Annotated in this window: 15 protein-coding genes; 5 read left to right on the top strand and 10 right to left on the bottom strand. The window is 69.6% G+C overall.

Annotation, left to right across the window (positions count from 1 at the left end):
- Nucleotides 1-6: 6 nt before the first annotated feature.
- The 7 genes from Q0Q47_RS25710 to Q0Q47_RS25680 all read right to left on the bottom strand — a co-directional run bounded on the left by Q0Q47_RS25710 (nucleotide 7) and on the right by Q0Q47_RS25680 (nucleotide 5,614).
- The gene (locus Q0Q47_RS25710) at nucleotides 7-459 is read right to left on the bottom strand and encodes a GNAT family N-acetyltransferase (protein ID WP_293866976.1); all 453 of its coding nucleotides are present in this window, start codon (nucleotides 457-459) and stop codon (nucleotides 7-9) included.
- Entirely contained in the window at nucleotides 456-1,487 is a 1,032-nt protein-coding gene (locus Q0Q47_RS25705) for a peptidoglycan -binding protein (protein WP_293866973.1), read from the bottom strand. Before Q0Q47_RS25705 ends, Q0Q47_RS25710 begins: the two co-directional genes overlap by 4 nt.
- Nucleotides 1,484-2,449 (bottom strand): flagellar motor protein MotA, encoded by a 966-nt coding sequence (locus Q0Q47_RS25700; protein ID WP_293866970.1) that lies wholly within the window; start codon nucleotides 2,447-2,449, stop codon nucleotides 1,484-1,486. The genes Q0Q47_RS25705 and Q0Q47_RS25700 overlap by 4 nt, the downstream gene beginning before the upstream one ends.
- 100 nt (nucleotides 2,450-2,549) lie before the next feature.
- Nucleotides 2,550-3,350: an inositol monophosphatase family protein gene (locus Q0Q47_RS25695; protein ID WP_293866967.1), complete on the bottom strand. Its 801-nt coding sequence runs from the start codon at nucleotides 3,348-3,350 to the stop codon at nucleotides 2,550-2,552.
- A gap of 99 nt (nucleotides 3,351-3,449) precedes the next feature.
- Nucleotides 3,450-3,917 (bottom strand): hypothetical protein, encoded by a 468-nt coding sequence (locus Q0Q47_RS25690; protein ID WP_293866964.1) that lies wholly within the window; start codon nucleotides 3,915-3,917, stop codon nucleotides 3,450-3,452.
- 5 nt (nucleotides 3,918-3,922) lie between these two features.
- Complete coding sequence (rlmN, locus tag Q0Q47_RS25685; RefSeq protein WP_293867026.1) at nucleotides 3,923-5,152, bottom strand: 23S rRNA (adenine(2503)-C(2))-methyltransferase RlmN; 1,230 nt, start codon at nucleotides 5,150-5,152, stop codon at nucleotides 3,923-3,925.
- A 273-nt stretch (nucleotides 5,153-5,425) separates the two neighbouring features.
- Nucleotides 5,426-5,614: a DUF465 domain-containing protein gene (locus tag Q0Q47_RS25680; RefSeq protein WP_293866961.1), complete on the bottom strand. Its 189-nt coding sequence runs from the start codon at nucleotides 5,612-5,614 to the stop codon at nucleotides 5,426-5,428.
- 202 nt (nucleotides 5,615-5,816) lie between these two features.
- On the opposite strand from Q0Q47_RS25680, the gene Q0Q47_RS25675 reads away from it, so the two are divergent.
- Nucleotides 5,817-6,035, top strand: a complete 219-nt coding sequence (locus tag Q0Q47_RS25675) for a DUF465 domain-containing protein (RefSeq protein WP_293866958.1) — start codon at nucleotides 5,817-5,819, stop codon at nucleotides 6,033-6,035.
- Between the two features lie 265 nt (nucleotides 6,036-6,300).
- Here the strand turns inward: Q0Q47_RS25675 and Q0Q47_RS25670 are convergent, their stop codons facing one another.
- Nucleotides 6,301-6,921, bottom strand: coding sequence for a GGDEF domain-containing protein (locus Q0Q47_RS25670; protein ID WP_293866955.1), 621 nt, complete (start codon nucleotides 6,919-6,921; stop codon nucleotides 6,301-6,303).
- A 122-nt stretch (nucleotides 6,922-7,043) separates the two neighbouring features.
- Here Q0Q47_RS25670 and purE point away from each other — a divergent pair, with 122 nt between their 5' ends.
- The 4 genes from purE to Q0Q47_RS25650 all read left to right on the top strand — a co-directional run bounded on the left by purE (nucleotide 7,044) and on the right by Q0Q47_RS25650 (nucleotide 10,022).
- Nucleotides 7,044-7,538, top strand: a complete 495-nt coding sequence (gene purE / locus Q0Q47_RS25665; RefSeq protein WP_293866952.1) for a 5-(carboxyamino)imidazole ribonucleotide mutase — start codon at nucleotides 7,044-7,046, stop codon at nucleotides 7,536-7,538.
- A gap of 1 nt (nucleotide 7,539) precedes the next feature.
- Nucleotides 7,540-8,613 (top strand): 5-(carboxyamino)imidazole ribonucleotide synthase, encoded by a 1,074-nt coding sequence (locus Q0Q47_RS25660; protein ID WP_293866949.1) that lies wholly within the window; start codon nucleotides 7,540-7,542, stop codon nucleotides 8,611-8,613.
- A gap of 144 nt (nucleotides 8,614-8,757) precedes the next feature.
- Nucleotides 8,758-8,994 (top strand): 30S ribosomal protein S21, encoded by a 237-nt coding sequence (gene rpsU, locus Q0Q47_RS25655; protein WP_254743751.1) that lies wholly within the window; start codon nucleotides 8,758-8,760, stop codon nucleotides 8,992-8,994.
- A gap of 215 nt (nucleotides 8,995-9,209) precedes the next feature.
- Nucleotides 9,210-10,022, top strand: coding sequence for a tetratricopeptide repeat protein (locus Q0Q47_RS25650; protein ID WP_293867023.1), 813 nt, complete (start codon nucleotides 9,210-9,212; stop codon nucleotides 10,020-10,022).
- A 307-nt stretch (nucleotides 10,023-10,329) separates the two neighbouring features.
- Here Q0Q47_RS25650 and tolB read toward each other — a convergent pair whose 3' ends face one another.
- Nucleotides 10,330-11,652 carry a Tol-Pal system beta propeller repeat protein TolB gene (gene tolB, locus Q0Q47_RS25645; RefSeq protein WP_293866941.1) on the bottom strand — a complete coding sequence of 441 codons (1,323 nt, stop codon included), beginning with the start codon at nucleotides 11,650-11,652 and terminating at the stop codon, nucleotides 10,330-10,332.
- A 76-nt stretch (nucleotides 11,653-11,728) separates the two neighbouring features.
- Complete coding sequence (gene tolA / locus Q0Q47_RS25640) at nucleotides 11,729-12,970, bottom strand: cell envelope integrity protein TolA (RefSeq protein WP_293866938.1); 1,242 nt, start codon at nucleotides 12,968-12,970, stop codon at nucleotides 11,729-11,731.
- Nucleotides 12,971-12,984: the final 14 nt, after the last annotated feature.

Below are 12,984 nucleotides of genomic sequence, written 5' to 3'. Positions count from 1 at the left end.
GGCGCCTCACGGCGTCCAGCGGTACTCCCAGATGGGCAGGCCCGAGCGCGGGTTGAGGCCCTCGCCCACGCGCACGAAACCCTCGCGCTCGTAGAAGCGGACGGCGCGGGGGTTGTTCTGGTTGACGTGGAGGCCGAGACCCGCAGGGGAGATCCGCCGCGCCTCGTCGAGAAGCGCCCGGGCCAGCCCGCTGCCCCAGGCATCCGGTGCCACGGCAATCTGGTCCAGGTAGCCCGTCACCGGATTGACCACCACGAACCCGACCAGACGGCCTTCCCGCTCCATGCCGCGGGCGACGGCGCCCTCGGCCAGGTGCTGGCGCAGGCGCTCGTCCATCCACGGGCGGCGCGCGGCGAAGTCGGTGTCGGGCAACGTGCGCGACCAGCCCGCCGTCCACAGATCCAGGATGGCACCGAAGTCACCTTCGCGCAGGTCGCGCAGCGTGACGGGCGCGCTCACCGTTCGGTCAGCTTGAGCTCGATGCGGCGGTTGCGGCGCAGGGCCTCGTCGCTGTCGCCCAGCTCGAGGGGCTGGAACTCGCCGAAGCCGGCCGCGACCAGCCGCTGGGGCGGGACGCCCTTGTCGACCATGTAGCGCACGACGGAGATGGCGCGGGCCGCGGACAGGTCCCAGTTCGACTTGAACTGGCCCTGGCCCGAGAGGGGACGCTTGTCCGTGTGCCCGTCGACGCGCAGCACCCACGGGATGTCGGCCGGGATCTCCTTGTCGAGATCGACGAGCGCGCTGGCGAGCCTGTCGAGCTCGGCCTGCCCGGCCGGATTGACGCCGGCCTGCCCCACGTCGAACAGCACCTCCGACTGGAACACGAAGCGGTCGCCCACCACGCGGATGTCCGAGCGGTTGCCGAGAAGCGTGCGCAGCCGGCCGAAGAACTCGCTGCGATAGCGTGCGAGCTCCTGGACCTTCTGGGCGAGCGCCACGTTCAGCCGCGAGCCGAGATCGGCGATGCGCGCCTGGGATTCCCGGTCGCGCTGCTCGGACGCATCCAGCGCGCTCTCCAGCGCGGCGAGCTGGCGGCGCAGCGCGGCGATCTGCTGGTTGAGGATCTCGACCTGGGCCAGGGCGCGGGCCGAGACCTGCTTCTCTGCGTCGAGCTGCTTGACCACGGCGGCGGCCTGGCCGCCGGCGCTGGCGGCGCTGGCGGCGCTGCTGTCCAGCAGGCCCTGCAGGCGCGTCTTGTCCGCCTCGGTGCTCTTCAGCGTGTCGGAGAGCAGCGAGAGATTGTCCTCGAGGGTCTTGCGGTTGATCTTCTCGAGCGCGAGCAGGTCGTTCAGCTCGGCGAGCTGGCGCGTGAGCCTGGTCAGCGCGGTGTCCTTGTCGGTCACCTGCTGGCTGAGGAAGAACTGCGCCAGCATGAAGACCGACAGCAGGAAGACGATCGACAGGACCAGCGTCGAGAGCGCGTCGACGAAGCCGGGCCAGTAGTCGACCCCGCGCCAGGACCGCCGCCCGCGCGAACCGATCACGAGCCGGGTCCCCCGGCGAGCCGGTCGAGCGTGCGCTTGAGTTCGACTTCGCGCGCCGCCTGGGCCTCGACCCAGTCACGGATGAGCTGCTGCTCGCTGCGCATGTGGTGGACGAGCGCCTGGATGCCTTCCGCCAGGTTGGCGAGAGCCGCGTTGGTGGAGCGGCTGCCGACGCCCTCGGTGGCCGAGGCGAGCCGTTCGAGCGTGGCCCGCAGGTCCTGGCCCATCTCGCCGGGCGGGAGAAGCTCGGCACCGCTCTCGGTGACGATGGTGGACAGCCAGTCCTCGAGCTCGCTGTAGAAGCGGTTCTGGGCCTGGCCCGCCTGCAGGTCGAGGAAGCCCAGCACCAGCGAGCCGGCGAGGCCGAACAGCGAGGACGAGAAGGAGATGCCCATGCCGGCCAGCGGCGCGGCGAGGCCCCGCTTCAGGTCCTCGAACATGTTGGCGGCATCGGCCCCCGACTTCATGGTCTCGATGACCTTGCCGACCGACGAGACCGTCTCGAGCAGACCCCAGAAGGTGCCGAGCAGGCCGAGGAACACGAGCAAGCCGGTAAGGTAGCGGCTGATGTCGCGCGATTCGTCGAGGCGGACCCCCACCGAATCCAGGATCGAGCGCAGCGTGAGGGTGGAGATGCCGGCGCGCCCCTTCGAAAGCAGCGTGGCCATCGGCATCAGCAGCACGGGCGGCTGCTGGGGCACGAGGCCCGGCTCCGCCATCCGGAAGGCATTGACCCAGCGGACCTCGCGGAACAGCCGGATCACCTGCCGGAACGCCAGGATGATGCCGATGCCGAGCACGGCGACGATCACGCCGTTGAGGCCGGGATTGGCGAAGAACGCGACCACGATGGACCGATAGAGGATCGTGGCGAGCAATCCGGACAGGATCACGAACACCAGCATGCGCACCAGGTAGATGCGCGGTGTCGAGAGGCGGTGCGTGTCGAGAATCGTCGCCATGAGACTCACGTGCCTGCGGTCTAGCCATGTTCGCCGCCCGGCCCGCGGCAATCAAGCGTAACGACCGAAAAGGTCTTGCGATCCGGCAGGCTCGGCCCGGTCAGGCCTGAGACCGGGCCTCCTTGAGCATGGCGAGGAGGGCCCGGTGCATGGTCTCGTTGCCCGCCACGATGGTGTCGGCGCCCAGCACCTCGTCCTTGCCGTAGGCATCGCCCACGAAGCCGCCGGCCTCGCGAACCATGAGGGCGCCCGCGGCCATGTCCCACGAGTTCAGGCCCTGCTCCCAATAGGCGTCGTACCGGCCGGCCGCCACATAGGCGAGGTCCAGCGCGGCGGAGCCGAAGCGGCGCACGCCCGAGGTCTGCATCATCACCAGGCGCAGCTGCTTCAGGTAGCCGGGATGGTCCCGCCGCCCGATCGAGGGAATGCCCGTGGCGACGACGCAGTCCACCACGTCGGTGCGGCCCGAGACGCGCATCCGCTTGTTGTTGAGGAAGGCGCCCTTGCCGCGCTCGGCGATGAAGAGCTCGTCCTTGGCGACGTCGTAGATGACGCCCGCGACGATGGTGCCCTCGCGCTCCAGCGCGACCGAGATCGCCCAGTGCGGCAGGCCGTGGAGAAAGTTGGTGGTCCCGTCCAGCGGATCGATGTGCCAGCGGTGGGCCGGGTCCTTGCCCTCCACGATGCCGCTTTCCTCCATCACGAAGCCGTAGTCGGGCCGCGCCTTCAGCAGAGCCTCGTGGAGGACCTTCTCGGCCTTCTTGTCGGCCGCCGACACGAAATCGCCGGGTCCCTTGCGCGAGACCTGCAGGTTCTCGATCTCGCCGAAGTCGCGGCGCAGACCCTTGGCGGCCTTCATCACGGCGTCGACCGTCACGGTCATCAGGGGCGAGCGGATCATGGGACCTCCCGGGAAATCGGATGGCAGATCAACGCCAAGCCGCGCGCTGCGTCAAGGCGTGTCGAGACGGGCCCGCCACGGGGGGTGGAGGCTGGCGGATCAGGCGACGCTGCGGCCGGCATCCTTGCCGGCCACGAGCCAGTACACGAAGCCCGCGACGGCGCCGGTCAGGAAGAGAAGCGTCAGGACGCGCATTTCGCTGGGATCGGGGCCGAGGCCCGACGCGTGGCCCCACCACGCCAACGCCGCGGTGAGAAAGCCCGCCCCGCCGGCGTACCAGACGTAGCTGCGCACGCCCGCCGCCTCGCCGATCAGGCCGGTCAGGACCGGCGGCAGGACGAGCAGTGCTGCCGTGAGCGTCCAGAACGCCACCACGAACACGCCCCAGACGCGGTCGGGTGAATCGGCCGCGGCCAGCGCGCCGAGGGTCGACAGGACGCCCGTGATCGTCAGGTCGGCGGCAATCTCGCGCGTGGCCGGGAACATGAGGCCCCCGATGGCCAGGAAGAGCATGCCGGCCGCCACGGAGAGGACGAGGCCGATGATGACGATGAAGAAGCGGCGCATGGCGATCAGTCGTCGCTCGCGCCCATGAAGAAGCCTTCGGCGCCGATGCCGCTCTCCAGCATGAGGCGGGCGCGGGCCCGCAGCTTCTCGGTCTCGCTCTTCAGCTGCCCGCACGCCGCCAGGATGTCGCGCCCGCGCGGGGTGCGGACGGGCGATGCGTAGCCGGCCCTGAACACCACCTCCGAGAAGGCCTCGATCTGGTCCCAGTCGGAGCATTCGTAGCGCGTGCCCGGCCAGGGATTGAAGGGGATGAGGTTGATCTTGGCCGGGATGCCCTTCAGGAGCCGCACCAGTTCGCGCGCTTCCGCCAGGCTGTCGTTGACGCCCTTGAGCATCACGTATTCGAAGGTGATGCGGCGCGCGTTGGACAGGCCGGGATAGTTCCGGCAGGCGTCGAGCAGGTCCGCGATCGGATATTTCTTGTTGAGCGGCACGAGTTCGTTGCGCAGTTCGTCGCGCACGGCATGCAGCGAGATGGCGAGCATCGAGCCGATCTCGTCGCCCGCCCGCTCGATCATCGGCACCACGCCGGACGTCGACAGCGTGATCCGGCGCCGCGACAGCGAAAGCCCCTCCCCGTCCGACAGGACCTCGGTGGCGTCGCGGACGTTCTCGAAATTGTAGAGCGGCTCGCCCATGCCCATGAAGACGATGTTGGACACCGCCCGCTCGGCATCCGGCACGAGGCCGTCGGTGGGGCGGACGCCGCCCGGCCAGTCGCCCAGGCGATCGCGCGCCACGATGAGCTGGGCGACGATCTCGGCGGCCGACAGGTTGCGGACGAGCTTCTGCGTGCCGGTGTGGCAGAACGTGCAGGTCAGCGTGCAGCCCACCTGGGACGAGACGCACAGCGTGCCGCGATCGGACTCGGGGATGTAGACGGCCTCGATTTCCGCGCCGCGGTCGTGCGGCCCGGTCGACGGCATGCGCATGAGCCATTTGCGCGTGCCGTCCACCGACACCTGCTCGGTCACGACCTCCGGGCGGGCGAGGCTGTAGCGGGTGGCCAGCGTCGCGCGCAGGCCCTTGCCCACGTTGGTCATGGCTTCGAACGAGGTTGCGCCGCGGAAATAGATCCAGTGCCAGAGCTGCCCGACGCGCATGCGGATCTCGCGCTCGGGTACGCCGGCGGCCAGCAGCGCTTCACCCAGGCCGGCGCGCGTGAGGCCCACGAGCGACGGAAGGCGACCTGGCTCGGCCTGCGTCATGGCGTGCGGCGCCGCGGGACGCGGCATGTCGAGGGGAGCGGTGGTCATTGGCGGCCGTCTGGTGTGTGGTGCGGGCATCGCGCCCGGCGCTGCGTCTACCACATGGGACGCCGCGAGCCTATGCACAACCACGATGGCCGCATCGGGGCGGCGGTTTGCGTCGGCGGATTCGGTGCCCGTGGCCCGCCGGGGCTGCGTCGATTCGGGCGCCGGCCCCTGAAAGCAAAAGCCGCCGCGATCCGTTTCGGATCCCGCGGCGGCGATGATTCTGGTTACGCTGTCCCCGTAACAATCGCGAGTTTAATGCAACGTTGGTTTAACTGTAGCTTGTCGCAGGCGCTCTATTTCGTCTTTTAGTTGGAGCTTGCGTCGCTTGAGTTCGGCTAGTCGCAAATCGTCGGTGGAAGGATGATGCATCTCCTGCTCGATTTCCTTCTCGAGAGCCTGATGCCGACGCTCGAGTTCCACCAAATGGGACTGCAAGGCCATTGCGAAACCTCCATTGGTCTTTCGCGACATGAGTGTGACACACCGTCTGGCGCAACGGAATGGCAAACCAAAGAGACGGCAAAATTTGGGTGACCAAGGGGCACGGCATGCGATCCGACGAGGCGGCTTGCCGCACCCTTGCGGCCCAGCCATAGTGCGTTCGGGCGGAATGCGGGCCGCCTGCGAGAGCCAAGCCTAAGCCATGTCGAACGACGCGATTGACGTTCAGGATGCCCAGTTGGCGGCCGAACTGGCGCGCCTGCGCCAGGAACATCGGGACCTGGACGCCGCGATCGACGCGCTGGAGGGCATGGCGGCCGCCGACCAGTTGCAGATCCAGCGGCTGAAGAAGCGCAAGCTCTATCTCAAGGACAAGATCATCGCGCTGGCCGACCAGGTGACGCCGGACATCATCGCCTGACGGCCGATCAACGATCGCCCGGCGGGCCGGGCGTTCGTGAATCGCCCTCCGCCGCAGCAAAGACCGCCTTTCGACTGCGCGACCACCCCTCCGCCGTCCTGCCCGGGCTCGGCCCGGGCATCCACGACTTTGCCGGGGCCATCCTGAAGTCGTGGATGGCCAGGCCGAGCCCGGCCAGGACGCGGAGAGGGGGAAGCAAGCTGGACTGGCAGAGCTTCACGCGCTCTCACGCAACGACCGCCCGGCGGGCCGGCAATCCCTGAAATCAACGGCCGCCCGGCTGGCCGGGCTCCTGGCCCCCCGCGTGACGGTACTGCTTGGCCGCATAGAGATGACGGTCGGCCTCGGCGATGGCCTCCTCGATCGGGCGGGTGGCGGTCAGGGCGGACAGGCCGACGCTGGCCCGCACCCCGATCTGCGCACCGTCGAACATCAGGGGAGAGGCGCCGAGCTTGGCCTGCAGCTTGATCATGGCGCCCGCGGCGGCCGCCATGTCCGCGTGCCACAGCAGCAGTGCGAACTCGTCCCCGCCGAGACGGGCCACGATGTCGGACGCGCGGACGCTGGAGGACAGGAGCTTGGCCACGTGCACCAGCGCCGCGTCGCCGGCCGGGTGGCCGTGGGTGTCGTTGATGGCCTTGAAGCCGTCGAGGTCGATCATCACCAGCACCACGGCCACGTCGTAGCGCTGCGAGTAGGACGCGGCCCGCTCGATCTCGCGGCGGAACCCTCGCCGGTTCAAGAGCCCGGTGAGCTCGTCGACATGGGCCAGCGTCTCGAGTTGGACGATGCGGGCCTTGGCCTCGGCCAGGGCCGCCCGCAGTTCCTCGACATCGCCGGCATCCGCCGTTTCCGATGGCGCTCCCAGGGCGTCAGCGCTGCTCAAGCCGGGTCCTTGCCGTGTCCTGTGCGGGACCGCCGCAGGCGCCTTGCACCGCGTCGGCCGCAAACTATACTCCGCGCTCTTTTTTATCGGCGGGCCGGCGAACCGGTCAAACGGAGGCACGGATGTCGGGCGAAAAGCCTGTGGCCATCATCATGGGCAGCCAGTCCGACTGGGCGACGATGCGCCACGCGGCCGCGGTGCTCGACGAACTCGGCGTCGGGCACGAGACGCTGATTGTCTCTGCGCACCGGACGCCGGACCGGCTCTTCGCGTTCGCGAAGGGCGCCCGCGCCAAGGGTTTCAAGGTCGTCGTGGCCGGCGCCGGCGGTGCGGCGCACCTGCCGGGCATGGCCGCGGCCCTCACCAGCCTGCCGGTCTTCGGCGTTCCGGTGGAATCGAAGGCCCTCTCGGGCCAGGACAGCCTGCTGTCGATCGTGCAGATGCCGGCCGGCATTCCGGTGGGCACGCTGGCCATCGGCCGCGCCGGGGCGGTCAACGCGGGGCTGCTGGCGGCCGCCGTGTTGGCGCTCGGCGACCCGGCGCTCACGGAGCGGCTCGAGGCCTATCGGGCCCGGCAGACCGCGGCCGTCGCCGAACGCCCCGTCGACGAGAGCTGACATGCTGAAGCCCGGCGCCACCATCGGCATCCTCGGCGGCGGCCAGCTCGCGCGCATGCTCGCGCTCGCGGCCGCGCCGCTCGGGCTGAAGGTCCACGTCTTCGCGCCCGCCGGCGACAACCCCGCCTTCGAGGTGGCCGGCGCGCACACGGTGGCCGCCTACGACGACGAGGCCGCCCTCGCCGCCTTCGCCGCCGCCGTGTCCGTGGTCACCTACGAGTTCGAGAACGTGCCGGCCGAGACGGCCGCCTTCCTGGCCGCCCGCGTTCCCGTCCTGCCGGGGCCGCGCGCCCTCGCGGTGACGCAGGACCGGATCCAGGAGAAGACCTTCATCAACGCGATCGGTCTGCCCACGCCGGGCTTCGCGGCGGTGGACGACCTCGCGACGCTCGAGGCCGCCGTGGCGGCGCTCGGCCGCCCCTGCGTCCTGAAGACCCGCCGCTTCGGCTACGACGGAAAGGGCCAGACCCTCATCCGGCCCGAGACCGACCTGTCCCAGGCCTGGGAGGCGGTGGGGCGGCAGCCGTCGATCCTGGAGGCCTTCGTGCCCTTCCTGCGCGAGGTCTCGGTGATCGCGGCGCGCGGGGCCAGCGGCGACGTGGTGGCCTACGACGTCTGCGAGAACGAGCACCGCCACCACATCCTGGCGGCGACGCGCCTGCCGGCGACGCTGGGTGGAACGGCCGCGCACGCGGCCATCGAGCACGCCGCCCGCATCGCGACGGCGCTCGACTATGTGGGCGTCCTGGCGGTGGAGATGTTCGTGCTCGCCGGGCCGGACGGCGAGCGCGTGCTCATCAACGAGATCGCGCCGCGGGTTCACAATTCGGGACACTGGACGATCGAGGGTGCCGAGACGTCACAGTTCGAGCAGCACGTCCGCGCGGTGGCCGGATGGCCCCTCGGATCGGCCCGGCGCCTCGGGCGGATCGAGATGTCCAACATCATCGGAGACGAGGCCGACGGGTGGGAACGCCTGGTGGCGGAGCCCGGCCTCCATCTGCACCTCTACGGCAAGGCCGAAGCCCGGCCGGGTCGGAAGATGGGGCATGCCACGCGCGTTTTTCCCGGCTAGGACGGGAAACTTCGGTGTTTGCGGGAGAATCCGCAGCTTCGTCGTGGACATGCCCCGGAGTTTCTGCTAGCAGACCTCGCTCTGTCCGCTCGCACCTGCGCGAGTTGGACGTCCCCATGAACACAGGCAACCGGGAAACGACGCGTGCAGGTTCTCGTTCGTGACAACAATGTCGACCAGGCTCTGAAGGCTCTCAAGAAGAAGATGCAGCGTGAAGGCATCTTCCGGGAGATGAAGCTCAGGGGTCATTACGAGAAGCCGTCCGAGAAGCGCGCTCGCGAAAAGGCCGAGGCCGTTCGCCGTGCTCGCAAGCTCGCCCGCAAGCGCGCCCAGCGCGAAGGCCTGCTGCCGGCCCCGAAGCCGAAGGTCGCCGCGCGCTGACCTGGTTCGCGGCCAAGGCCGCGACCTGACGGCGAAGGCCACACGGCGCCCCGACCTCACGGTCGTTGGGCGCTTCCTGTTTTTCGCCCCATTTTCCGGCGAGGCCAAAGGCCGGACCAGCGGGGCGAACACGAACCCGGAGTGGACTTCAGATGCGACAGGCGACCCACTTGCCGACCCTTCCGACCCTCCCGCGCCGCGGCACGGCCGCCCTGATGATGGTGGTGGCGGCGACGCTCCTGGCGGGATGCGAGACCGTGTCGCGCGGCGGAGCCGGCGCCGGGGTGGCCGAGATCACGGAAGACCGGTCGGGCGCGCAGCAGACCAACATCTCGTCGCTCACCGAGGTGATCAAGGCGAGCCCGAACGATGCCAACGCCTACAACACCCGTGGCGCCGCCTACGCCCGCATCGGCCGCTTCAGCGACGCGATCGGCGATTTCACCAAGGCGGTCGAGATCAATCCGGGCCTGGCGGCGGCCTACACCAACCGCGCCCTGGCGCTTCGCCAGACGGGCCGCAACGACCAGGCGCTGGTCGATTTCAACCGCGCGGTCCAGGCGGATCCGAACTACGGGCCGGCCTATCTCGGCCGCGCCAACCTCTACCGCGCGCAGAACAGCTTCAACGAGGCCTTCGCCGACCTGTCCCAGGCCATCCGCCTGAGCCCGGAATCGGCGCAGCCCTACCATGCGCGCGGCCTGATCTATCAGCGCCAGGGCCAGCACCCGCAGGCCATCAACGACTTCGACGCCGCCATCGACCGCGATCCCTTCGCCGCGGCGCCGTATCTGGCGCGCGGACAGAGCCTGGTCGTGACCGGCAAGCTGGACCAGGCGATCGAGGACTTCAACGCGGGCCTCAACGTCGACAACCGCAGCGCGGACGGCTGGGCCGGCCTCGGCCTCGCCTGGGAGCGCAAGGGCGACCGGGCCAAGGCGCAGGAGAACTACCAGCGCGCGCTCACGATCGACCAGGGCAACGCCGCCGCCCGCGCCGGCCTCCAGCGCATCGGCGCCCGGGCCTGAGGCGAGGCACGGAACGGTCCTGCGTCCTTCGACACGCCGCCTGCGGCGGCTGCTCGGAGGGTGAGAGTCAATTCCCGGTGCGGCGTTGCATCTGACTTTTCCAGCGCGCAGCCATCTCTCCGCCGTCCTGCCCGGGCTTGGCCCGGGCATCCACGACTTTGCCGGGACCGCGCGAAAGTCGTGGGTGGCCGGGCCAAGCCCGGCCATGACGCGGAGAGGGAGGTGCTCACTGGACCGCCAAAAGGTTCACAGGCTCTGAGCAGCCTGCGGGGCGGGCGCGTCGGAGGACGCAGGACCCGCCGGCCGCTCAGTTCAGCAGCGGCGACCAGGCGGGGTCCGAGGCGAACGAGGGCGACGGCACGGGCTGCTCGACGCGCCCGGTGGTGTCCACCATGAAGATGCGCGCGCCCGAGCTGCCACCCGCGTCCCGGAAGAACATCAGGTAGCGGCCGTTGGGGGCCCAGGTGGGCCCTTCGTTGTGGAAGCCTTCGGTCAGGATGCGTTCACCCGAGCCGTCCGGCTTCATGATGCCGATGGCGAAGGTGCCGCCCTTCTGCTTGGTGAAGGCGATGTAGTCGCCGCGCGGCGACCAGACCGGGGTCGAGTAGCGGCCTTCGCCGAAGGAGATGCGCTTGGCGGCGCCACCGCCCGCGCTCATCAGGTAGATCTGCTGCTGGCCGCCCCGGTCGGATTCGAACACGATCTGGCCGGCGTCGGGCGAATAGGACGGCGACGTGTCGATCGCGTTGGTGTCGGTGAGGCGCGTCGTCGTGCGCGAGCGCAGGTCCATGACGAAGATGTTGGACGAGGCGCCCTGCGACAGGCTCATCACGATCTTCTGGCCGTCCGGTGAAAAGCGCGGCGAGAAGGTCATGCCCGGGAAGTTGCCGACGACCTCGCGCTGCCCGGTCTCGATGTTGAGCAGGTAGACCTTGGGGTCGCCCGCCCCGAAGGACATGTAGGTCACTTCCTGGCTGTTGGGCGAGAAGCGCGGCGTGACGACGAGATCGTCGCCGCGGGTCAGGTAGCGGACATTGGCGCCGTCCTGGTCCATCAGGGCGAGCCGCTTCTTGCGGTTGTCCTTGGGGCCGGTCTCGTCGACGAAGACGACACGGCTGTCGAAGAACCCCTTGTCGCCGGTCAGCCGCGAGTAGATCGCGTCGGAGATGATGTGGGCGACGCGCCGCCAGTTGTTGGGGTCCGTGAAATACTGCTGGCCGGTCAGCTGCTGGCCCGCCAGCACGTCCCACAGGCGGAACTCGGCCTTGAGGCGCCCGGACGGGTCCTTCGTGATGCGGCCGGTCACCAGCGCCTGGGCGTTGATCACCTTCCAGCTCTCGAAATTGGGGGCCACGTCGGGGCTCGACACCTTCTCGACGAAGGCCTTCTTGTCGATGGGCGTGAACACGCCGCTGCGCCGCAGGTTGTTGGTGATCACGCCCGAGATCTGCGTGCCGAGGTTGGGGTCGGATCCGCCGAAGTCGGTGATCGCGATCGGCAGCGGCTGGAAGTTGCCGCGGTCGATGGTGATCACGAGTTCGGCGCGCGCCGGCGCGGGAACGGCCAGGGCCGCGAGCCCGGCGAGAACGAGGCGGCGGTCGGGACGGATCAGGGAGGGCTTGCGCAACATCGGTCCTGCCGTGGTCGGTCAATTCGGGAAAACGGGCGTAGGTGCCCATGTGGGGGAGAGGTTCGACATTTCCATGTCAGAGCATCTCCTTCGGGTCGAAAATCAGCGTCCAGTCCCGCCAATCCTCGAAGGCAGCGGCGTACTGGGGAGGAATGCGGAACGGCGCGCAACGTTTCACGGCACGCATGGCGCTTTCGGCGAGCGGGCGGAAGCTCGGATCGTTGGAGGAGTTGATGAGCGCGGGCTCGGCACCGAGCGTTCCGTCCGCGTTCATCTGGATACGGATGCGCGGCTTGGCCATGTCGCCATTCGACAGCCCCGCCGGCGGGCTCCAGCACCGTGCGATCTGCTCCTGGATGAGGGCCGACAGGCCGTCGCGCTGCGACGGCGAGAGCTTCACGCCGGTGGCGCGCGGGGCACCCAGCGACGCGGTGCGGTTCACCTCCTTGGCCGTCGAGGGCGCCTGCTGCGGCGCCTCCTTCGAGGTCAGGAGCTTTTCGATGTTGGCGACGTCGAACTTGGAGTCGGGCTTGGGCTGCACGGGCTTGGGAGCGGCCGGCTTGGGCGGCTCCTTGGTCTGTTCGGCCAAGGCCGCCAGCTTCTGCGCCTCGGCGGCCTTCTGGCGGGCGAGTTCCGCCTCCTTGCGCTTCTGCTCGGCCTCGGCTTCGGCCCGAGCCTTGGCTTCGGCGTCCGCCTTGGCCTTCGCCGCGGCTTCGGCCCGCGCCTTCGCTTCGGCCTGCGCCTTGGCGGCACGCGCCTTCTCCAGGGCCTCGGCCTCCTCGCGCGCCGCTTCCGCCTTGGCCTGGGCGTCGGCTTCAGCCTTGGCCTTTGCCGCGGCCTCGGCCTTGGCCGCCGATGCCGCGGCGGCGGCTGCCGCCTTGTCGGCCTCCGCCTTGGCGCGTGCGTCCGCCTCAGCCTTCGCCTTCTGGTCGTCCTGAACGTCCTTGGGCCGCTGCGGCGGCGTCGGCAGCGCGACGGGCTTGGGCTCGGGCGGCGTCTCCTGCGGACGCGGCGGGGGCGCCGGCACGTCGCGCTTCAGCTCCACCGCCTCGGGCTTGGTCTCCTGGGCGTCGGCGACCTTGTCGGCGCGCGGCTTGGGCTCGGGCCTGACCTCCTTCGCCGTCTGCTCACCCTTGGTGATCTGCGAGAACTGGCTGGGGGACAGCACCTCGACCGCGACCGCCTCCTGGGCGTCGTCGAAGGGCTTCGTGTCGGAGAACGAGATGACCGCGGCGAGCAGCAGGGCGACGTGGGCCGCGCCGGACACGACGATGCCCGGTTCCGTCCAATCGATCCTGACGCGGGGAAGGCTGATCACCGTTCCGGTCCTGC

Origin of the sequence: uncultured Alsobacter sp. (assembly GCF_945952055.1) — a bacterium.
Lineage (GTDB): Bacteria > Pseudomonadota > Alphaproteobacteria > Rhizobiales > Beijerinckiaceae > Alsobacter.
The sequence above is the reverse complement of the archived record's forward strand: the minus strand, read 5'-3'. Positions and strand labels throughout refer to the sequence as shown.

What these genes read in the sequence shown, in the direction of transcription:
- Q0Q47_RS25700 (WP_293866970.1), bottom strand. Translation starts at nt 2,449, where the DNA reads ATGGCGACGATTCTCGACACGCACCGCCTCTCGACACCGCGCATCTAC.
- Q0Q47_RS25695 (WP_293866967.1), bottom strand. Translation starts at nt 3,350, where the DNA reads ATGATCCGCTCGCCCCTGATGACCGTGACGGTCGACGCCGTGATGAAG.
- Q0Q47_RS25690 (WP_293866964.1), bottom strand. Translation starts at nt 3,917, where the DNA reads ATGCGCCGCTTCTTCATCGTCATCATCGGCCTCGTCCTCTCCGTGGCG.
- rlmN (WP_293867026.1), bottom strand. Translation starts at nt 5,152, where the DNA reads ATGCCGCGTCCCGCGGCGCCGCACGCCATGACGCAGGCCGAGCCAGGT.
- Q0Q47_RS25680 (WP_293866961.1), bottom strand. Translation starts at nt 5,614, where the DNA reads ATGGCCTTGCAGTCCCATTTGGTGGAACTCGAGCGTCGGCATCAGGCT.
- Q0Q47_RS25675 (WP_293866958.1), top strand. Translation starts at nt 5,817, where the DNA reads ATGTCGAACGACGCGATTGACGTTCAGGATGCCCAGTTGGCGGCCGAA.
- purE (WP_293866952.1), top strand. Translation starts at nt 7,044, where the DNA reads ATGTCGGGCGAAAAGCCTGTGGCCATCATCATGGGCAGCCAGTCCGAC.
- Q0Q47_RS25660 (WP_293866949.1), top strand. Translation starts at nt 7,540, where the DNA reads ATGCTGAAGCCCGGCGCCACCATCGGCATCCTCGGCGGCGGCCAGCTC.
- Q0Q47_RS25650 (WP_293867023.1), top strand. Translation starts at nt 9,210, where the DNA reads ATGATGGTGGTGGCGGCGACGCTCCTGGCGGGATGCGAGACCGTGTCG.
- tolB (WP_293866941.1), bottom strand. Translation starts at nt 11,652, where the DNA reads ATGTTGCGCAAGCCCTCCCTGATCCGTCCCGACCGCCGCCTCGTTCTC.